Annotated in this window: 17 protein-coding genes; 13 read left to right on the top strand and 4 right to left on the bottom strand. The window is 72.7% G+C overall.

The genetic code is table 11. From position 1 onward, the window contains the following. The first annotated feature begins 55 nt into the window (after window positions 1-55). The 6 genes from EW117_RS02150 to EW117_RS02125 all read left to right on the top strand — a co-directional run bounded on the left by EW117_RS02150 (window position 56) and on the right by EW117_RS02125 (window position 4,684). Entirely contained in the window at window positions 56-1,264 is a 1,209-nt protein-coding gene (locus tag EW117_RS02150; protein WP_129783730.1) for a histidinol-phosphate transaminase, read from the top strand. Continuing rightward, window positions 1,261-1,860: an imidazoleglycerol-phosphate dehydratase HisB gene (hisB, locus tag EW117_RS02145; RefSeq protein ID WP_129783229.1), complete on the top strand. Its 600-nt coding sequence runs from the start codon at window positions 1,261-1,263 to the stop codon at window positions 1,858-1,860. Before EW117_RS02150 ends, hisB begins: the two co-directional genes overlap by 4 nt. Window positions 1,861-1,865: 5 nt before the next feature. Continuing rightward, window positions 1,866-2,465, top strand: coding sequence for a hypothetical protein (locus EW117_RS02140; RefSeq protein ID WP_129783227.1), 600 nt, complete (start codon window positions 1,866-1,868; stop codon window positions 2,463-2,465). 2 nt (window positions 2,466-2,467) lie between these two features. Beyond that, window positions 2,468-3,112: an imidazole glycerol phosphate synthase subunit HisH gene (gene hisH / locus EW117_RS02135; RefSeq protein ID WP_129783225.1), complete on the top strand. Its 645-nt coding sequence runs from the start codon at window positions 2,468-2,470 to the stop codon at window positions 3,110-3,112. A 106-nt stretch (window positions 3,113-3,218) separates the two neighbouring features. Further along, window positions 3,219-3,959, top strand: a complete 741-nt coding sequence (priA, locus tag EW117_RS02130; RefSeq protein WP_129783223.1) for a bifunctional 1-(5-phosphoribosyl)-5-((5-phosphoribosylamino)methylideneamino)imidazole-4-carboxamide isomerase/phosphoribosylanthranilate isomerase PriA — start codon at window positions 3,219-3,221, stop codon at window positions 3,957-3,959. Continuing rightward, a complete protein-coding gene (locus EW117_RS02125; protein ID WP_129783221.1) occupies window positions 3,956-4,684 on the top strand; it encodes an SseB family protein in 729 nt (242 codons plus the stop codon). Before priA ends, EW117_RS02125 begins: the two co-directional genes overlap by 4 nt. A 9-nt stretch (window positions 4,685-4,693) precedes the next feature. Here EW117_RS02125 and EW117_RS02120 read toward each other — a convergent pair whose 3' ends face one another. The 3 genes from EW117_RS02120 to EW117_RS02110 are packed head-to-tail and all read right to left on the bottom strand — an operon-like array spanning window position 4,694 to window position 6,362. After that, window positions 4,694-5,440 (bottom strand): S1C family serine protease, encoded by a 747-nt coding sequence (locus EW117_RS02120; protein ID WP_129783219.1) that lies wholly within the window; start codon window positions 5,438-5,440, stop codon window positions 4,694-4,696. Then, a complete protein-coding gene (locus EW117_RS02115) occupies window positions 5,437-5,985 on the bottom strand; it encodes a hypothetical protein (RefSeq protein WP_129783217.1) in 549 nt (182 codons plus the stop codon). Before EW117_RS02115 ends, EW117_RS02120 begins: the two co-directional genes overlap by 4 nt. Then, a complete protein-coding gene (locus tag EW117_RS02110; RefSeq protein ID WP_129783215.1) occupies window positions 5,985-6,362 on the bottom strand; it encodes a DUF1844 domain-containing protein in 378 nt (125 codons plus the stop codon). Before EW117_RS02110 ends, EW117_RS02115 begins: the two co-directional genes overlap by 1 nt. Window positions 6,363-6,458: 96 nt before the next feature. Here EW117_RS02110 and EW117_RS02105 point away from each other — a divergent pair, with 96 nt between their 5' ends. The 7 genes from EW117_RS02105 to EW117_RS02075 all read left to right on the top strand — a co-directional run bounded on the left by EW117_RS02105 (window position 6,459) and on the right by EW117_RS02075 (window position 18,627). Continuing rightward, a complete protein-coding gene (locus EW117_RS02105) occupies window positions 6,459-9,518 on the top strand; it encodes an alpha-mannosidase (RefSeq protein ID WP_129783213.1) in 3,060 nt (1,019 codons plus the stop codon). 214 nt (window positions 9,519-9,732) lie between these two features. Beyond that, the gene (locus EW117_RS02100; protein ID WP_129783211.1) at window positions 9,733-11,019 is read left to right on the top strand and encodes an ABC transporter substrate-binding protein; all 1,287 of its coding nucleotides are present in this window, start codon (window positions 9,733-9,735) and stop codon (window positions 11,017-11,019) included. Further along, window positions 11,016-12,008: a carbohydrate ABC transporter permease gene (locus EW117_RS02095; RefSeq protein WP_340641064.1), complete on the top strand. Its 993-nt coding sequence runs from the start codon at window positions 11,016-11,018 to the stop codon at window positions 12,006-12,008. The genes EW117_RS02100 and EW117_RS02095 overlap by 4 nt, the downstream gene beginning before the upstream one ends. Continuing rightward, a complete protein-coding gene (locus tag EW117_RS02090; protein WP_129783209.1) occupies window positions 12,008-12,916 on the top strand; it encodes a carbohydrate ABC transporter permease in 909 nt (302 codons plus the stop codon). The genes EW117_RS02095 and EW117_RS02090 overlap by 1 nt, the downstream gene beginning before the upstream one ends. Then, on the top strand, window positions 12,913-13,956 hold the full coding sequence (locus tag EW117_RS02085; protein WP_129783207.1) for a LacI family DNA-binding transcriptional regulator: 1,044 nt from the start codon (window positions 12,913-12,915) through the stop codon (window positions 13,954-13,956). Before EW117_RS02090 ends, EW117_RS02085 begins: the two co-directional genes overlap by 4 nt. Beyond that, window positions 13,953-17,195, top strand: a complete 3,243-nt coding sequence (locus EW117_RS02080; protein WP_129783205.1) for a GH92 family glycosyl hydrolase — start codon at window positions 13,953-13,955, stop codon at window positions 17,193-17,195. The genes EW117_RS02085 and EW117_RS02080 overlap by 4 nt, the downstream gene beginning before the upstream one ends. A 1-nt stretch (window position 17,196) precedes the next feature. Continuing rightward, complete coding sequence (locus EW117_RS02075; protein WP_242504034.1) at window positions 17,197-18,627, top strand: FAD-binding oxidoreductase; 1,431 nt, start codon at window positions 17,197-17,199, stop codon at window positions 18,625-18,627. On the opposite strand, the gene EW117_RS02070 is transcribed toward EW117_RS02075, so the two are convergent. After that, complete coding sequence (locus EW117_RS02070) at window positions 18,617-19,570, bottom strand: glycosyl hydrolase family 18 protein (protein WP_129783201.1); 954 nt, start codon at window positions 19,568-19,570, stop codon at window positions 18,617-18,619. The genes EW117_RS02075 and EW117_RS02070 overlap by 11 nt on opposite strands. Window positions 19,571-19,770: the final 200 nt, after the last annotated feature.

Raw genomic sequence — 19,770 nt, 5'->3', positions numbered from 1 at the left:
CGGTGGGCGGACGGGCGCCGGGCCCGCGCCGCGCGGTTCGTAGACTGGTCCGGTGATGACCCACGCCGTCGACCAGCAGGGTGTCGACCAGCAGAGTGCGCAGGACGCCGCTCCCGCGCCCTCCGTGCGTCTGCCGCTGCGTCCTGAGCTGGCGGACGAGAAGCCGTACGGCGCGCCGCAGCTCGACGTCCCGGTACTGCTGAACGTCAACGAGAACCCGTACCCGCCCGGCGAGGAGGTGGTCGCGACCATCGCCGAGGAGGTCGCCCGCGCCGCCCGGGGCATGAACCGCTACCCGGACCGCGACGCCACGGTGCTGCGCCAGGACCTGGCTGACTACCTCACGCTGGAGACGGGCGTCCGGCTGGACGACCTCGATGTGTGGGCGGCGAACGGGTCCAACGAGGTCATGCTGCACGTGCTGCAGGCGTTCGGCGGCCCGGGCCGCACCGCGCTGTCGTTCGCGCCCACGTACTCCATGTACCCGGAGTACGCGCGCGACACACACACGAACTGGATGGTCGGCCGCCGAGAAGACGACTTCACGCTCGACCCGGTCCACGCCGCCGAGAAGATCCGCGAGGTCGCCCCCTCGGTGATCCTGCTGGCCAGCCCGAACAACCCGACCGGGACGGCGCTGCCGACGGCCACCATCGAGGCGGTCTGCGAGGCGGCGCTCACCGTCGACATCGACGGCGCCCACCCGGTCGTCGTCGTCGACGAGGCCTACGCGGAGTTCCGCCGCCCGGGAACGCCGTCGGCGGTGGCGCTGCTGGCGCGGTACCCGAACCTGGCCGTGTCGCGCACCATGTCCAAGGCGTTCGCGGCGGCCGGCGCCCGGCTCGGCTACCTCGTCGCCTCCCGCGACTTCGTGGACGCGCTGCGGATCGTGCGCCTGCCGTACCACCTGAGCGCCATCACGCAGGCCGCGGCGGGGGCCGCGCTGCGGCACCGCGAGTCACTCATGGCCCAGGTCGCCACGCTGCGCGCCGAGCGCGACGCGACGGTGGCCTGGCTGCGCGAGCAGCGGCTCCCGGACGGCCTCCCGTTCGACGTCGCGGAGACAGACGCGAACTTCGTCCTGTTCGGGACGTTCGGCGATCGCCACGCCGTATGGCAGGGTCTCCTGGACCGCGGGGTCCTGATCCGTGAGACCGGTCCCGACGGATGGCTGCGGGTTTCGATCGGCACGTCCGCCGAGATGGCCGCGTTCCGCGCGGCGCTCACCGAGGTCCTGCACGTGCAGGGAGAGGAACAGGCATGAGCAGGACAGCACGGGTGGAGCGCGCCACCTCCGAGTCGAAGGTGCTGGTCGAGCTGGATCTCGACGGCACCGGGCGCACCGAGATCAGCACGAGCGTGCCGTTCTACGACCACATGCTCACGGCGCTCGGCAAGCACTCCCTGATCGACCTCACGGTGCACGCGACCGGCGACACCCACATCGACGTCCACCACACGGTGGAGGACGTGGCCATCAGCCTCGGCGAGGCGCTGCGCCAGGCGCTCGGCGACAAGGCCGGCATCTCCCGGTTCGGCGACGCGCTCGTGCCGCTCGACGAGGCGCTCGCCCAGGCGGTCGTCGACGTGTCGGGCAGGCCGTACCTGGTGCACGAGGGCGAGCCCGCCGGCCAGGAGTACCACCTCATCGGCGGTCACTTCACGGGTTCGCTGACCCGTCACGTGCTGGAGTCGATAGCTCACCACGCGGGCATCTGCCTGCACGTACGTGTGCTCGCGGGCCGCGACCCGCACCACATCGTCGAAGCTCAGTTCAAGGCGCTGGCGCGTGCGCTGCGCGCCGCCGTCGCCGTCGACCCCCGGGTCGAGGGCATCCCGTCCACGAAGGGTGCGCTCTAGCAGCCATGTCCGACAGCCCCAGGCCCGAGAACGACGGGCCCAGCAGCACGCCGCCCGGAGACGACCTGCCCGACTTCGATCTCGACGACTTCGAGATCCCGGACGACCTGTCCTCCCTGACCGGCAGCGGCGAGCCCGAGTTCGCAGCGCTCATCACCCAGATCGCGGGCGCCGAGCCGCTCGCAGCGGCCAGCTCGCTGGCCCAGCTCGACCTGGACGCGGTGCCCACCTCGGTCGGCGCCGTCGGCGTCCTGAAGGACCTCGCCGGCGACGCGCCCGAGCAAGCCGCGGCGGCGATCTCCCAGCTCGTCCGGGGGGTCCCGCTGGTCCTGGTGACCCGCACCGGCGAGCAGATGACGGCGGTCCGGTTCGCCGACGGCGTCCGCGGCGACGAGCTCGCCCCGGGCCTCGTGCTGGGTGGCGCCCCCGAGAGCGTGGTCGACCTGCTGACGGGCGCCACGAGCGTGGCCGACCTGGACGGCGTGGTCGGCTCGACCTCGATCAGCAAGTTCAAGGCGGTGCGGATGCTGACCTCCGCGGCCCGCAAGGCCCGCAAGGCCATGGGCAAGGGCGAGCCGGGCCTCGGCGGCAAGGACGGGGCCTGAGCGTGGGGGCGCGCGTCGTCGTCCTCGACTACGGATTCGGTAACGTCCGGTCCGCCGTTCGCGCCCTCGAACGGGTGGGCGCCGACGTGACGCTGACCGCCGACCGGGCCACCGCGCAGGACGCCGACGGCCTCGTGGTGCCCGGCGTCGGCGCGTTCGCCGCGTGCATGGCGGGTCTCAAGGCCGTGCGCGGGCACGAGGTCGTGGGCCGCCGGCTGGCCGGAAACCGCCCGGTCCTCGGCATCTGCGTGGGCATGCAGGTCATGTTCGACGCCGGGGTGGAGCACGGCGAGCGCGCCGAAGGCATCGGCGAGTGGCCGGGCGTCGTCGAGCGGCTGCAGGCCGACGTTGTGCCGCACATGGGCTGGTCGCCGGTCGAGGTGCCCGAGGGGTCGACCCTGTTCGAGGGCATCGCCGACGAGCGTTTCTACTTCGTGCACTCGTATGCGGCCCAGACGTTCACCAAGGGCTACGACGAGTACGCCGTGCCGGTCTTCTCGCCACCGAAGGTCACCTGGGCCGACCACGGGGGCCGCTTCGTCGCGGCCGTCGAGGACGGCCCGCTGGCCGCCACGCAGTTCCACCCGGAGAAGTCGGGCGACGCGGGATCCCACCTCCTGGAGAACTGGCTCCGCACCCTCGCCTGACCCACCCGCACCACCCGCAGAGTGCTGGATCTTCGCCCCTCTGGACGTTCTTGAAGGGCGAGAATCCAGCACTCAGCTCAGACTCAGACACAGACTTTGGAGAGAGATGACCGAGCGACTTGTGCTCCTGCCCGCCGTCGACGTCGCCGACGGCCAGGCCGTCCGCCTCGTCCAGGGCGAGGCCGGCTCGGAGACCTCGTACGGTGACCCGCTCACGGCCGCCCTTGACTGGCAGGCCGGCGGCGCGGAGTGGGTCCACCTCGTGGATCTGGACGCCGCGTTCGGGCGCGGCTCCAACGCCGAGCTGCTCGCCCGCGTGGTCGGCGAGCTGGACGTGCAGGTCGAGCTGTCCGGGGGCATCCGCGACGACGAGTCGCTGGAGCGCGCCCTCGCGACCGGGGCGCGGCGCGTCAACCTGGGCACCGCCGCCCTGGAGGACCCGGCCTGGACGGCCAAGGCGATCGCCGAGCACGGTGACCGCGTCGCCGTCGGCCTCGACGTGCGCGGCACCACACTCGCCGCGCGTGGCTGGACCAAGGAGGGCGGCGACCTCTGGGAAGTCCTCGCGCGCCTCGACGAGGCGGGCTGCGCCCGCTACGTGGTCACCGACGTGACCAAGGACGGCACGCTGCGCGGCCCCAACCTGGAGCTGCTGTCCGACGTCGCCGCGCGCACCAAGGCGCACGTCGTCGCCTCGGGCGGCATCTCCTCGCTCGACGACCTGCGCGACCTGCGCGCGCTCGGCACCATCGAGGGCGCCGTGGTCGGCAAGGCGCTGTACGCGGGCGCGTTCACGCTCCCCGAGGCGCTCGACGTGGCCGGCCGCCCGGCCGAGGCCGGTCAGTGAAGTCCATCCAGCCGTCCAGCCAGTTCGCGGACGACGACGGCTCGGCCGACGCCGAGCTGACCCGGCTGCTGTCCGGCTACACGACCGGGACGGTCCCGCTGCGCGACGTCGTCGCCCGGCTGGCCGAGACCCGCGTGCTGGTGCCGGTCCTGGCCGAGCTCGGCGTGGCCGAGCAGAACCCGGACGGGCTCACCGTCGACAAGGAGGCGTCCTCCGGGGTCGTAGCGCTGGAGGCCCCGGACGGCCGGCGCGCGCTGCCCGTCTTCACGTCCGTCGCGGCGATGCAGGCATGGCGGGCCGACGCCCGGCCGGTGCCGGTCGAGGCGTCGCGCGCCGCCCTCTCCGCGGTGAACGAGAACTGGGCGCTGATCGTCGTGGACCCGGCGGGGCCGTCGACGGCGCTCGTCCCGCGGCCCGCCGTGTGGGCGCTCGCGCAGGGCCAGGAGTGGCGGCCCGCGCTGGTGCCGCACGAGGACGGGCTCGTCGTCGATCCGGAGGTCGCGTCCGAGGTCGCGGTCGCCGCCGCCCCGGTGCAGCACGTCGTGCGGGCGCACGCCGAGCCGGGCCGCAAGGCCGAGGTCGCGGTGGTGCTCGGCCTGGACCCGGGCCTCGACCGGGCCGGGCTCGACGCCGTGCTGGGCCAGGTCAACGCCCGACTGGCGGCGTCAGAGGTGATCTCGTCGCGGGTCGACTCGCTGGAGCTGCGGATCGGCGCGGCGCGCTGACCGTCGCTCTCAGCAGCCCTTCGCCGGCGTGAACGCCGTGTCGTCGGCCAGCATGTCCTGGAGCGTCGACAGGGGCACGAGCAGGCTGTTGTCGTCGGCCGTCTTGGCGTAGACGACGCCGATCACCCGCCCCTTAGCGTCCAGCGCCGCCGACCCGGACGACCCGGGCTCGACCGGCGCGTTCGTCAGCAGCACCTCACCGAGGTTGGCGTTCAGCGGGTCGCGCGTCGTGCCCATGACCTCGCCCTCCGTCACGGTGAGCTCGCCGCCGGCGGGGTAGCCCACCACGGTGACGGGGTCGCCGGGCTCCGGGTCGGCGTCAGCCAGCTCCGGGAACGACGGCAGGGGATCGGTCGTGCGGACGACGGCGAGGTCCGCCAGTCCCGCCGTCGACGTGGCGCCGACGGTGATGTCGTGCCCGTCGTACGTGCTCACCTCGAGGTCCTTCGAGTCCGCGACGACGTGCTTGTTCGTGATCAGCGTGTGCTCGTCGACGGCGAAGCCGGATCCGGTCGACAGCTCCTCGCAGCCCACGTTGCGGATGCGCACGGCCATGCGCTCGACGGCGTCGAAACCGTCGGGGCTCAGGGCGTCGCCGCCCGCCGCGGGGGAGAGGTCCGCGGGCGCGGACGGCACGATGTCCGCGGGCACCGGGTCCGGCATGGGCGGCAGCACGCCGCAGCCGGCCAGGGACCCCGCCAGGAGCGCACCGACGACCAGGGCGCCGCCCGCGCGCCGGCGGACCGGTGACCTCACGGGCGAAGCTCCCGCTGCAGCGCCTCGTTGGCGTCGTCGGCCTCGGCACACAGCGCGTTGACCTGCCGTTCGTAGCGGCGCAGGTCCGCTGCCTCGTACTGCTCGGCGTCCTTGAGATAGCCGACCAGCTGCTCCTGGCCCGACACGCACTGCCCGAGCGCGGACGCGACGGTGGCCGCGGCCCGGCTGACCTGTGTCTGGTAGTCGAGGTACTGCTGCGAGGCGACGTTCTCGTCACCGAGCTGGGCCTTCTCGTTCGCCAGGTCCGTGATGCGCGCCGTCGCCGTGGAGAGCTGGTCCCGGGCGGCCTCCAGCTCCGAGTTCGCGCCGTCGAGCTGCATCCGCAGCGACGCCACCTCCTCGGCGTACTCGTGCGCCTTCTCCTCCCACTCGGCGGAGTTGCGCTGCCAGCGAATGGTCGTCACCCAGAGATACGCGCCGACGGCGATCGTGGCCACGAGGAGGACGGCGAGCCAGCGTGAGCTACGACGCTGCCCCGGTGCGGGCGCGGGCCCGGGTGCCGCCACGACGGGAGCCTCGGTCATCAGACGACAGAGCCCGTGTACTTCTCGCCCGGCCCATCGCCCGGCGCGTCGGGGATGACCGACGCCTCTCGGAACGCGAGCTGGAGGCTGCGCAGGCCGTCGCGGAGCGAGCGGGCGTGCTCGTTGCCGAGGTCCGGCGAGCTCGCGACCACCAGCGCGGCCAGCGCGGTGATCAGCTTGCGGGCCTCGTCGAGGTCCTTGAGCTCGTCGGCGTCGTCGCCCTCGGCCAGGCCGCACTTGACGGCAGCGGCACTCATGAGGTGCACGGCGGCGGTCACGATGACCTCGACCGCCGCGACCTCGGCGATATCGCGTGTGGCCTGGTCAGCGCCTACCGGAGCGTCGATGCCGGTGGGGGTCTCATCGGTGGTGCTCATGGGCACCATCCTTCCATCCCGGCAGGGGTGCGGGTGAACATCGAGCCGGGCAGGTAGCCTGCGTGCGTTCAACGGTGACACAGGGGAGGCCCTTCGATGCATGACGACATCACACTGACCACCGGGCGCGCGCATCGCGTGCTGACGGAGCGCATCTGGCCGGCGGTCCACGGGACATCCGTACCGCTCGACGTCGAGTGGCACGTCCTGCCGGGGGAGCCGGTTCCCCCTGCCGAGGGCCTGGCCCTCGCGATGGAACCCTATGAGGTGGGCACGCCGTGGGGCCCGGCGTGGGGCACCACCTGGTTCCGGCTGACGGGCGCGGTGCCCGCCGAATGGGCCGGCCGGCCCGTCGAGGCCGTCGTGGACCTCGGCTTCGACGTCAACATGCCCGGCTTCCAGTGCGAGGCACTGGTCTACCGGCCGGACGGCAGCACCGTGAAGTCGATCAACCCGCGCAACCAGTACGTTCCCGTGGCCGACGCCGCGACCGGCGGCGAACGGGTCGAGCTGCTCCTGGAGGCGGCGTCGAACCCCGTGCTGCTGGACTACCACCCCTTCCTGGTGACCCAGGAGGGCGACAGCACCACCGCGTCCCCGCGCCCTCTGTACACGACCCGGCGCATGGACCTCGCGATCTTCGAGGCCGAGGTGCACGACCTCGCGCTCGACATCGAGGTGCTGCTCGAGCTGCAGGCCGAGCTGCCGACCGGGCCGCGCCGCATGCAGATCCTGCAGGCCCTCGACGACGCCCTCGACGTCCTCGACCTGCAGCGCATCCCGCAGACGGCGGCCGCCGCCCGGGCGGCGCTCGCGGACGTGCTCGCGAGCCCGGCGGAACAGAGCGCCCACGAGATCTCGGCGGTCGGCCACGCGCACATCGACTCCGCCTGGCTGTGGCCGGTGCGAGAGACGATCCGCAAGGTGGCGCGGACGACGTCGTCCATGGCCGACCTCATCGACCGCACCGACGACTTCGTGTACGGCATGTCGTCCGCGCAGCAGTACGCGTGGGTCAAGGAGCACCGCCCCGAGGTGTGGACCCGGATCAAGGACGCGGTCGCCAAGGGCCGGTTCCTACCGCTGGGCGGCATGTGGGTCGAGTCGGACACCGTGATGCCGTCGGGCGAGGCGCTCGCGCGCCAGTTCTCCCAGGGGCAGCGGTTCTTCGAGCGCGAGTTCGGCCTGCGGACGCACGGCGTGTGGCTGCCGGACTCGTTCGGCTACTCCCCGGCCCTGCCGCAGCTCGTGCGCCGCGCGGGCTTCGACTGGTTCTTCACGCAGAAGATCTCCTGGAACCAGGTGAACGTGTTCCCGCACCACACGTTCTGGTGGGAGGGCATCGACGGCTCGCGCGTGCTGACCCACTTCCCGCCGATGGACACCTACAACTCGCAGCTCTCGGGCGAGGAGGTCGCCAAGGCGTCGCGCCAGTTCCGCGAGGCGCGGCACGCCACGGGCTCGATAGCGCCGGTCGGCTGGGGCGACGGCGGTGGCGGCACCACCCGCGAGATGACGGGCAAGGCCCGCCGGCTGGCCGATCTCGAGGGCAGCGCGAAGGTCCGCTGGGAGCACCCGGACGCGTTCTTCGAGCGCGCCCGCGGAGAGCTCATCGCTTCCGGACACGGTGACAGCGCTGTCTGGGTGGGCGAGCTCTACCTGGAGCTGCATCGCGCCACCCTCACCTCGCAGCACAGGACCAAGCAGGGCAACCGCCGCAACGAGCAGCTGCTGGTCGAGGCGGAGGCGTGGGCGGCGACGGCGTCCGCCCGGACCGGTGCGGTCTACCCGTACAAGGAGCTCGACGCGCTGTGGCAGCAGGTCCTGCTGATGCAGTTCCACGACATCCTGCCCGGCACCTCCATCGCGTGGGTGCACCGCGAGGCCGTCGCGCAGCACGCGTCGGTGACCGCGGGGGCCCAGGCGATCATCGAACGCTCGCTGCGGACCCTGGTGGGCGAGGGCGACACCGTTCTGCGCGCCAATCCCGCGGCCTTCGCCCAGGCGGGCGTCCCCGCGCTGGGCGTGGCCCCGGCGGCGGGCGCGACGGCGGCGCCGAGCACCCTGACCGAGCTGCCCGACGGCGGGTACGTCCTGGCGAACGACCTCGTCCGGGTCACGCTGGACGCCGCCGGCCACGTGACGTCCGCGGTAGACCTGGCCAGCGGCCGCGACGCCGTCGCACCCGGGCGGGAGGCCAACGTGCTGCAGCTCCACCAGGACTTCCCGAACAAGTGGGATGCCTGGGACGTGGACCGGTTCTACCGCAACTCGGTGACCGACCTGCGCGAGGCGGAGAAGGTCACGGCCACCGTGGACGACGGCGTGGCGGTGGTGACGGTGCGCCGCCAGTTCTCCTCCTCCAGCCTGGAGCAGGTGATCACCCTCGCGCCGGGCAGCCGGACCCTCGAGGTCGCCATGGAGACCGACTGGCACGAGGCCGAGAAGTTCCTCAAGGTCGCCTTCCCGCTGGACGTGCGCGCCGAGCACGTCGCGGCGGAGACCCAGTTCGGCTTCCACAAGCGGGTGACGCACACGAACACCAGCTGGGAGGCCGCCAAGTTCGAGACCTCCATGCACCGGTGGGTGCTGGCCGAGGAGCCGGGCTTCGGCGTCGGGCTCGTCAACGACTCGGTCTACGGGTACGACGTGACCCGCGAGGTCTCCGACGACGGCGTCGCGCCGTCGCCGGGCGTGCCCGCGGTGACGACGACGGTGCGCCTCTCACTGCTGCGAGCCCCGCGGTTCCCCGATCCCGAGACCGACCAGGGCGTCCAGACGCACCGGTACGGCCTGGTGGTCGGCGCGGACACGGCCGCGGCGACCGAGGCCGGCGCGACGTTCGGTGCCCGCCCGCGCGAGCTGCGCGGCGGGGCGGGTGTCACGCCGCTGGTCGGCGTGACCGGCGGCGTGACGTTGTCCGCGGTCAAGCTCGCCGACGACCGGTCGGGCGACCTCGTCGTGCGGGTGTACGAGGCGCTCGGTCGCCGCGCGTCGGGCTCCGTCACGGTGGCGGCGCCGGTGGCCGGTGCGCGCACCGTGAGCCTGATCGAGGACGACGTCGAGGCCGGTGCGGTGGACGTGGCGGCGGACGGCGCGGTGACGGTAGAGCTGAGCCCGTTCGAGGTCCGCACCCTGCGCTTCGCGCTGGCCTAGTCCGCCGTCGGCCAGTGGTCGGCAGTTCGTCAGGAGATCGGTAGTCCGAGCCACCGATCTCCTGACGAGCTGCCGATCGCGCGAGCACTCCCCTTGACAGCACCGAAGCCACGCGGGACGCTGTCGTCGCTAAAGCGCTTTAGTCGGCGTCGAAGCGAGAAGTACACGGCATGTACCCCAGGACGCGACGAAGCATCTGCTGGAAGGAACTGTCATGACGATCAGGAGGATCGGGGCTGCGGGAGCGGCCCTGACCGTGCTTGCCGCCCTCGGCGGCTGCGCCCTCAACGGTGCGGGCGGCACAGAGGCTGATGCCGGGGCGGACGCCTCGGGCGAGGTGACCGGCGAGGTCACGCTGCAGACCTGGGCGCTCAAGCCCAGCTTCACCGAGTACGTCGAGGGCGTCATCGACGACTTCGAGCAGGAGTACCCGGGTACGACGGTGACCTGGCTCGACCAGCCGGGTGACGGCTACTCCGAGAAGGTGCTGGCGCAGGCGGCGGCCGGCGAGCTGCCGGACGTGACGAACCTGCCCCCGGACTTCGCGCTCTCGCTGGCGCGCGAGGGGCTGCTCACGGACGTCACAGAAGTGGACGACACGCTGGAGGACACCTATGTGGCCGGCGCACTGGAGGCCTACCAGTACCGCGGCATCGAGGGCACGTTCGGTTTCCCCTGGTACCTGACCACGGACCTGAACTACTGGAACACCGAGATGTTCGAGGCGGCCGGCCTCGACCCGGCGGCGCCGCCCACCTCCCTCGACGAGCTCGTCGCGCAGGCGCGCACCATGATGGACGAGACGGGCGGCTACCTGATGAGCCGCAAGCCCGGCGTCGGCGACTTCGCGGCCGAGGGCATTCCGGTGCTCTCCGAGGACGGCACGGAGTTCGTCTTCAACACGCCCGAGGCCGCCGCGCTGCTCGACGTCTACCGCACCGCGTACGCCGACGGCCTCCTGCCCGACGACGTGCTCACCGACGCCTACCTCGGCAACAGCCAGCTGTTCACCGAGGGCAAGGTCGCCTGGTCGACGGGCGGCGGCAACTTCATCAACAGCGTGCTGGAGAACAACCCGTCCCTGGAGGGCAAGATCACGTCCTCGCCGTACATGGGCGCGACGCCGCTGTACGTCCAGGGTTTGTCGGTGTCCAGCCAGTCCGCGAACCCGACGACGGCGGTGGCGCTGGCCCGGTTCGTGACGAACGCCGCCAACCAGGAGGCGTTCGCCGCAGAGGTGCCCGGCGTCTTCCCATCGACCACCGCCTCGCAGGAGAAGCCGGAGCTGGCCGAGAGCGACGGCACGCCGCAGGGCGACGCCAAGCAGATCGCGTTCAGCAACCTCACCACCGCGCAGGTGCTGCAGCCCGTGGAGGTCGACGAGGCGATGACCACCATCATCAACCAGCAGTTCGCAGCGGCGATCGCGGGGGACAAGACCTCGCAGGAGGCCCTCGACGCGGCGGTCGAAGAGTGCAACAGGCTGCTCGCCGACCAGTGACCCGAATCGCGAAGACGGTGCGCGGGGTCCGGACCGGTCGGGTCCGGGCTCAGCTCACCGAGCGGACCACCGCGCGGACCAGCGAGCCGACCGGCGAGCCGACCCCTGCCCACGCCGTCCGGACGCACGCGTGGTTCACACCGTGGCTGCTCGTGGCGCCGGCCGTCCTGTTCCTGCTCGCCTTCAACCTGTGGCCGACGGCGAACGCGTTCTTCCTGGCGTTCACCAACGTGCGGGTGCTGTCGGGCGGTGAGCTCGTCGGGTTCGCCAACTTCGAGCGCATGCTCAGCGACGCCCAGCTCGCCACGGCGCTGGTCAACTCGATCGTCTACATGCTGGTCTGCGTGCCGTTCCTGCTGCTGGTGCCGCTCGGGCTGGCCGTGCTCGTCGAGAAGAAGCTGCCAGGCATCGCGTTCTTCCGCACGGCGTTCTACACGCCGGTGGTGGCCTCGGCCGTGGTGGTGGCGCTCATCTGGGGCTGGCTGCTCGACGACCGGGGCATCATCAACTCGATGGCCCTCAACCTGGGGTTCGTGACCGAGGCGATCCCGTTCCTCACCGACCGCTGGCTCGTCCTGTTCAGCGCCATCAGCCTGACCATCTGGAAGGGCCTGGGCTACTACATGGTGATCTACCTGTCGGCGCTGGGCGGTGTGCCGCGTGAGCTGCACGAGGCGGCCGCCGTCGACGGGGCTGGCGCGCTGCGGCGGTTCTGGTCCATCACGATCCCGGGTGTGCGCAACACGATGCTGCTGGTGTCGGTGATGATCACCGTGTCCGCGCTGCGGGTGTTCGCGGAGCTCTACATCCTGACCAACGGCACGGGCGGCATCGGCGGCGCCGACGTCTCGGTGGTCATGCTCATCCAGATGTACGCACGCGGGTTCAGCGGCAACCTCGGGTACGCGTCGGCGCTCTCGCTGCTGCTGTTCGTCATCACGCTCGGCCCGCTGCTGCTCATCGCGCGGATCAACCGGGGGAGGGGCTGATGGCGGTCACGTCGCGCACGGTCGTGTCAGGCACAGCCACATCGAGCGCGGTCACCTCACGCACGGGGTCGCGTGGGTTCGCGACGCCGTCGGCCCGCGAGGTGGTGCTGCGGTACGCGCTGCTGGTCCTCGCGCTGTTCATCACGGTCGGCCCGTTCCTGTGGCAGCTGTCCACCTCCCTCAAGGGGGCGGGCGAGGACATCTACACGGCGAACCCGAGCTTCCTGCCGAGCGAACCGACCTTCGACAACTACGCGAAGGCCTTCGAGGCGGTCCCGATCCTGGGGTTCGCCGGGAACTCGATAGTGGTGGCCGGGATCGTCGTGCTCGGCAACATCGTCGGCGCCACGATGGCCGGGTACGCCCTGGCGCGCCTGCGGTTCCGTGGCGTGAAGCTCGTGATGGGCGCGATCCTGCTGACGATGCTGCTGCCCGGCGAGGCCACGATCGTGGCGCAGTACCTGACGATCCGGCAGCTCGGGCTCGCCGATACCCTGCTCGGCGTCGCGCTGCCGGGGGCGATCGGCATGCTCAACGTCCTGCTGATGCGGACGGCGTTCGCGGCGATCCCGAAGGAGCTGGACGAGGCCGCGATCGTGGACGGGGCGAACGCCTGGCAGCGGCTGGTGCACGTGGGCCTGCCCAACGTGCTGGGCATGCTCGCCGTCATCGCGATCTTCTCGTTCATCGGCGCGTGGGACGACTTCCTGTGGCCGCTCATCGTGCTCACCACGCCCGAGAAGTTCACGCTCACGGTGGGCCTGGAGTACCTGTCGGGCACGTTCACGAACAACCCGCGCGTCGTGGCGGCGGGCACCATGATCGCGTTCATCCCTATCGTGGTGTTCTTCGCGGCACTGCAGCGGTACTTCTTCCGCGGCGTCGACGAGGGGGCGATCAAGGGGTGACCACCGAGCGTCCGGGCCGCCGGGCCACCATCGCCGACATCGCCGCGCGCGCCGGCGTCTCCCCGACGGCGGTCTCGTTCGCGCTGAACGACCGCCCCGGCATCAGCGAGCACACCAGGGCACGCATCCTGGCCGCCGTCGCCGAGCTCGGGTGGCGGCCGAACGTCGCCGCCCGGGCCCTGGGCGGACGCCGCGCCGACACGGTCGGGCTGGTCGTCGCGCGCCCGGCGCGGACGCTGGGCATCGAGCCGTTCTTCGCCCAGCTCGTCTCCGGGCTGCAGGCGCGCCTGTCGACCGACCTCGTGGCCCTCCAGCTGCTGGTGGTGGAGGACCTCTCCGCCGAGGTCGACGTCTACCGCCGCTGGGCGGCCGAGCGGCGCACCGACGGGGTCGTCGTGCTCGACCTCGAGCGGGACGACCCGCGCCCCGACGAGCTGGTGCGGATGGGCCTGCCCGCCGTGCTGGTCGGCGGCGACGGCACCCCCGGCCCCATGCCTGCCGTGTTCGCCGACGACCACGCGGCCATGACCTCGCTCGCCGAGCACCTGGCCGCGCTCGGGCACGTGCACGTCGGCCACGTGGGCGGCATCCCCGCCTACGTGCACTCCGCGCGGCGGGTCGCCGCCCTGCACGACGCCGGGGCGCGGCTCGGCATGAACATCACGACAGTGCCGACGGACTTCTCGCAGGACGAGGCCGCGGCAGCCACCAGGGCCCTGCTGGCCCGCGACGAGAGGCCCACCGCTATCGTCTACGACTCCGACGTCGCCGCGCTCGCCGGCGTCACCGTGCTGGCCGAGGCCGGGCTCGGCGTGCCCGGCGACATCTCGCTGGCGTCCTTCGACGACTCCGAGCTGGTGCGCCTCGCGCACCCGCCGCTCACCGCCATGACCCGGGACACCTTCGAGCTGGGCGAGCTCGTGGCCGAGACCGTGCTGTCGCTGGTCCGCGGCGAGAGCGTGCCCGACGTCGTGCGCGCGCCCACACCGGAGCTGACCGTGCGCGGCAGCACGGGCCGGGTCCCGGAGGTGGCGGCATGACCGGGCCGGCGCACGTCCCGGCGGGCCGGCCCGGCGTCGGCCTGACCGTTCAGGACGCGCGGCGGATCAGTCACGACGGCGCCGGGCGCACGGTGGTGCTCGACGGGCTGGACGTCCCGGTCGAGGCCGGTGTCACCCTGCGCGCCGTGCTCCTGCCGGTGCTCGACGCGGAGCTCACCTACCGCTCGACCTACGTGGCCGTCGACCTGCTGCTCGACGACGGGACGTGGCTTCTGGAGACCGGGTCCGGGCGCACGCTCACCGACCAGCACGGGATGCCCGCGACCGCCGTCGGCCAGGGGGACGCGCGGATCCTGGTGCCGGACCATTGGAACGTCGTCCGGGTGGACCTGGACGCCGCGGCCGAGCGAGCCCCAGGACGGCGGGTGCGCGCGGCCGCCGTCGTGACCGCCCCGCCGGACGGCGGACGCACCGAGGTATGGCTCGACGCGGTGACGGTCGGCCCCCGCCCCATACGGACGGTCACCGGCCGCACCGACCTCGTCGACACCCGGCGGGGCACCCACTCCTCGGGCGCGTACTCCCGCGGCAACAACGTGCCCGCCACGGCCGTTCCGAACGGCTTCACGATGTGGGTGCCGCTGACCGACGCGTCGACCGAGCGCTGGCTCTACTCCTGGGCCGCGCACAACGGCCCGGACAACCGCCCGCGCCTGCAGGGGCTCGGCATCTCGCACGAACCGAGCCCGTGGATGGGGGACCGCGACCAGCTCGCCTTCCACCTGGTGCCCGCCGGGCCGGACGAGGTGGACGCGCCCGACGCCGGCCTGGCCTCCCGCGCCCTCGGCTTCTCGCACGACGACGAGACCGCTCGCCCTCACCTCTACTCAGTTGACCTGGACGGCGGCGCTCGCGTCGAGGTCACGACGTCCGACCACGGCGGCGTGCTCCGGTTCACGTTCCCGCCGGGCGCCACCACGGGCCACCTGATCGTCGACGCCGTGGGCGACGCCGGCGCCGATGGCCCGCCCGTCGAGATCACCGTGCACGACGACGGCACCCTCACCGGCTGGAGCGACCATGGCAGCGCGCTGTCGGTCGGCCGCAGCCGGATGTACGTGGCGGGCCGGATCTCCCGGCCGGTCCTGCGCACCGGGCCGGCCCGCGGCCGGGACCACGCCACCTACGCGACTGTCGCGCTGGACGCGGCGGCCGGCCCGGACGACCTGGCGAGCCGCACGGTCGAGGTGCGCGTGGCGACGTCGTACATCAGCGAGGACCTCGCCCGGCGCGCCCTGGAACGCGAGGTGGCCGGCTCCTTCGAGGAGGTCGCCGACCGCGCCCGTGCGCAGTGGGAGGAGCGCCTCGGCGTGCTCGACGTCGCAGGCGCCGCCGAGGAGCAGCAGGTCACGCTGTACTCCAACCTCTACCGCCTGAACCTCTACCCGTCCTCCTACACCGAGGTCGGGGCCGACGGCGAGCCCGTGCACGCCTCGCCCGTGCTCGACGGCGCACCGCCCGTGCCCGGCGAGATGTTCGTCAACCACGGTTTCTGGGACACCTACCGCACCTGCTGGCCCGCCTACGCGCTGCTCTACCCGGACGTCGCCGCACGGCTCGCCGACGGGTTCGTGCAGCAGTACCGCGAGGGCGGCTGGGTCGCGCGGTGGTCCTCGCCCGGCTACGCGGACCTGATGACCGGCACGTCCTCCGACGTCGCCTTCGCCGACCTCTACCTGCGCGGCGTCTCCCTGCCCGACCCGCTCGCCACTTACGACGCCGGCCTGCGCAACGCGACGGCCCTGCCCACCCGGTCCGGCGTGGGCCGCAAGGGCCAGGACTTCGCACTGACCCACGGCTGGGTGCCGCGTGACGTCGACGAGTCGGTGTCCTGGGGCCTGGAGGGCTACATCAACGACGCCGGGCTCGCGGGGATGGCGCAGGCGCTCGCGGAAGCGCCAGCCACCCCGGACGACCGGCGGCGCGCGCTGCGCGACGAGGCCGCCTACCTGCGGCAGAGCGCGCGCGGCTACGCGCACCTGTTCGACGCGGCCACGGGGTTCTTCCGGGGCCGCGGCCGGGACGGGGCGTTCGGGCCCGGTCCGTTCGACCCCGACGAGTGGGGCGGCGACTACACCGAGTCCGACGCGTGGAACTTCCTGTTCCACCCGGTGCACGACGGCGCGGGCCTGGCTGCCCTGCACGGCGGCCCCGACGGGCTGGAGCGTCTGCTGGAGCGGTTCTTCGCCACCCCCGAACGGGCGGACAAGCCCGGCTCCTACGGGTCCGTGATCCACGAGATGGTCGAAGCGCGCGACGTCCGCCTGGGCCAGCTCGGCCAGTCCAACCAGGTCTCGCACCACATCCCGTATGTGTGGCTCTTCGCCGGCCGGCCGGACCGCACGCAGGAGACCGTGCGTGAGATCCTCGCCCGCCTGTGGACCGGCAACGAGATCGGGCAGGGCTACCACGGCGACGAGGACAACGGCGAGATGTCGGCCTGGTACATCCTCTCGGCGCTGGGCCTGTACCCGCTGGAGATCGGCTCGTCGCGCTGGGCCGTGGGCTCCCCGCTCTTCGAGCGGGCTGTGGTGCACCGGCCCGACGGCGACCTGGTGGTCGAGGCGCCGGGCGCGGCGAGAAGCCGGTACGTGGCGGGGCTCGAGGTGTCGGACGCCGACGGCGCGGCCCGGGCGGTCGCGGCGCCGTCGGTCGAGCACGGCGACCTGACCGGGGGAGCGACCCTGCGGTTCGCGCTGTCAGGGACGCCGACGCGCTGGGGTGTGACGGCGTCGGCGGGTGCCGGGCCGGGTTCGGACGGCGACCCAGAAACCGGAGCGGGTGCTGGAACCGAAGCAGGTGCCGGAACAAGCGCGGTCGGCGAGGCCGCCCGGCCGTGGCGCCGTGCCGACGGTGGCTGGCACGGTACCGACGGGCCGCTGCCGCGCCTGACCGATGGCGACCTCACGACATCGGCCGAGGTGTCGGGGGTGCTCCGGTGGCGCCCGTTCGCCGACATCCCGCCGGGCACGATGCTGCGCGCCTACACGGTGACGGCGTCGTCGGCAGCGGGGGCAGACCGCCCGCCGTCGGCGTGGCGCCTGGTCGCGGAGGACGGGCGCGTGCTGGACGAGCGCTCCGGCGAGGTGTGGCGCTGGCCCGGCCAGCTCCGGCCGTTCGTGCTCGACGAGCCGATCCCGCTGACCGCGGTCCACCTCGAGTTCCCCGGCGCGGGAACCGCCACCCAGCTGGAGCTGCTGGTCGCCGATGTCCGCTGACATGTCAGACCCGGACACCGCACTCGTCGCCGCGCTGCTGCGGCACCTCGATCCGGACGACGTGCTCACGACGCCCGGCGACGTCGAGCCCTACCGCTCGGACGCCACGGGTCTGCGGGCCGCCCGGCCGCCGGCCGCCGTCGCCGTCCCGCGCAGCGTCGAGCAGGTACGGGCGGTCGCGCGGGTCGCGAGCGCGCACCGCGTGCCGCTGGTGGCGCGCGGCGCGGGCACCGGCCTCTCGGGCGGGGCGACGGCGCCAGCCGACGGGATCGTCCTGTCCACCGAAGCGCTGTGCGGTATTCGGATCGACCCCGACGACCAGGTCGCCGTCGTCGGCCCGGGGGCGATCACGGACCACGTCGACGTCGCCGCGCGCGAGCATGGACTGATGTACGCGCCGGACCCTGCGTCGTCGCAGACCTCCACGATCGGCGGCAACATCGCCACGAACGCGGGCGGCCTGCGCTGCGTCAAGTACGGCGTGACCCGCGAGTCGGTGCTGGCGCTGGACGTCGTGCTGGCCGACGGCACGCTGCTGCGCACGGGACACCGCAGCGTCAAGGGCGTCACCGGGTACGACCTGGTGGGTCTCATCGTGGGTAGCGAGGGCACGCTCGGCATCGTCGTCGGCGCGACGCTGCGGCTCCTGCCCGCGCCGACGGTGGTGCGCACGCTCGTCGTGTCGGTGCCCAGCCTGCCCGACGCCGGGCGGGCCGTCGGAGTCGTGACGGGGTCTGGCGTGCGCCCGTCGACGGTCGAGCTGCTCAACCGGGCGACGCTCGAGAACATCGACACGCACAGCGGCACCGACTTCGTGGCGCGCCACGGTGGCGGCCTGGTGCTCGTCCGCACGGACGGCCCGGGGGCCGACGCCGAGATCGCCGTGCTCGCCGACGCGCTGTCGGCCGCGGGCCTGCCCGCCCAGGTGCTCGACGACGCCGAGGGCGAGCGCTACTACGAGCTGCGCCGAACGGGCCGCGGTCGCCGGGACCACATGTGGTCCGTGGGCGAGGACGTAGCGGTGCCACGCTCGGCGCTGGTGCCCGTGCTGGAGGCGATCGAGGAGATCGGCCGGCGGTTCGACGTCGAGGTGAGCGCCGTGGCGCATGCGGGCGACGGCAACCTGCACCCGGGCCTGAGCGTGCTCCGCCGGCCGGGCGAGTCGGTGCCGCCTGCGCGGCTCGGCGAGGCGGCGGACGCCCTGGTCCGTGCCGCCCTGGCCCACGGCGGGACGCTCAGCGGCGAGCACGGTGTCGGCTCGGCCAAGCGGCCCTGGCTCGAGGACGAGCTCGGGTCCGAGCAGCTCGCCCTGCAGCGCGCGATCAAGGCGCTGCTCGACCCGGCGGGCATCCTCGCGCCGGACGGTTTCCTCGCCCGGGACGACGCCGGCCCGGCGGGGCACGCGGGCCGGCGTCGGTCCGTCAGGAGCTGACGACGTCCGCCACGTGCGTGAACCAGCTCGCCCGCCCGCCGCCGTCGTACCCGACCGAGTTGAAGTATTCCCAGCCGAAGACGCCGCCGAAGTCGGGATGCCGCGCCACCAGCGTGCCGACCGTGGCGTCGAAGGTCGGCCAGTCCACGTACCCGCTGCAGTTCGCGGGGTTGGTGACGGTGCCGGCCACGACGCGGTCCGGGGTGAACCCGTTCGCGAGGATCTGGTCGTACACCGTCGTGGTCCGCAGGTCGCCCCAGCCGCAGTAGAACTGCGTGTTGTACCAGTCGATCCGGTCACCGGCCCGCCGCTCGAGCTCGGCGTAGGAGAAGCCGCCCGAGAAGCTCGTCCGGCCGGCCATGTCCGTGGCGACGGGCGTCAGCGTGATGACGAAGTCGGGGCCGAAGTCGGCGCGCAGCGTGTCGACCAGGTGGATCGTGTCCGCCAGGGAGAACGTCTCCTCGATGTCGAGGTCCACGCCGTCCAGCCCGTAGGTTCGCAGGAAGTCGCGCAGCACGGGGTAGAACCGGTCGAAGTCCTCGCGCAGGTACCGGTAGGTGCCCGGTGCTGCCCCGCCGAGAAACGCGCTGACCGTCACGCCCTGGTCCTGCATCGTGGCCAGGTCGTCCCACATGACGCCGAGCTCGGGGTGGTCGGCCGGGATGTCGTTGACCGTGAGGGACGCGTCGGCGTTCAGGTGGATAGCGCCGACGTTGACGTCCGTGACCGAGCCGAGCAGCGGCTTGGGGTCGACGTACCGGCGCACGCCGTCGGAGCCGGTCTCGTAGATGGTCTGGTAGAAGGCCAGGACCCGGTGGGAGGCGGCGGCCGGCTCCGGCTTCGGGTCGTGCTTGGGTGCTGAGCTGGCCGGGCCGGCCGCTGCCGTCAGTGCCAGCAGGCCGGCCGCGAGAGCGGCGCCGATCCGGATGAGCGAGCGGGACATCGTGGACTCCCTTGATCTCGATGCGGTGTCGTGGCGTCGTACAGCGCTAAAGCGCTTTAGACCCTCCGGGACGGTAGCGCTGGTGAACGACGTCGGACAAGGAGGTTCGCCGAACCCTGCGGAAATCCCTCATGCCTGCTCGCGCGACCGGTGAACGTAGGAGTAGTCGCCGCATGAGCCCTGATGAGGCGACCAGGCCT

This window comes from Promicromonospora panici (assembly GCF_900608595.1).
Classification (GTDB): Bacteria; Actinomycetota; Actinomycetes; order Actinomycetales; family Cellulomonadaceae; genus Promicromonospora; species Promicromonospora panici.
This window is presented reverse-complemented; position numbering and strand designations above follow the sequence as displayed.